This window comes from Streptomyces lothianensis (assembly GCF_047779955.1).
Taxonomy (GTDB): domain Bacteria; phylum Actinomycetota; class Actinomycetes; order Streptomycetales; family Streptomycetaceae; genus Streptomyces.
This window is the reverse complement of record NZ_JBLMKT010000163.1, coordinates 1-284: the sequence shown is the minus strand read 5'-3', so window position 1 is coordinate 284 and position 284 is coordinate 1. Positions and strand designations below refer to the sequence as shown.

The 284-nt window shown below is 71.5% G+C and carries 1 protein-coding gene; it reads left to right on the top strand.

Features of this window, described 5'->3' with window-relative positions:
* Nucleotides 1–284: hypothetical protein (locus ACLF6P_RS30070; RefSeq protein WP_415954593.1), on the top strand; the 284-nt coding region annotated here is incomplete at both ends.

Sequence of the window (284 nt, the reverse complement as noted above, 5' to 3'; positions counted from 1 at the left end):
GCCCGGCGTGTCGGTCTGCCCACCTACGCCTTCCAGCACCAGCACTACTGGCCCGAGCCGCCCAAGCCGGCAGCCGACCAGGCCGCTGCGGCCGACCCGGCTGATGCTGCGTTCTGGGAAGCCGTCGAACGCGAAGACCTCTCCGCCCTTCCCGGCGGTGGTGTGGAACTGTCGGCGGACACCCCGCTGGGTGAAGTACTCCCCGCGCTTGCCTCCTGGCGCACCCGCCGGCGCCGGCAGTCCACCATCGACAACTGGCGCTACCACGCCACCTGGAAGCCCCT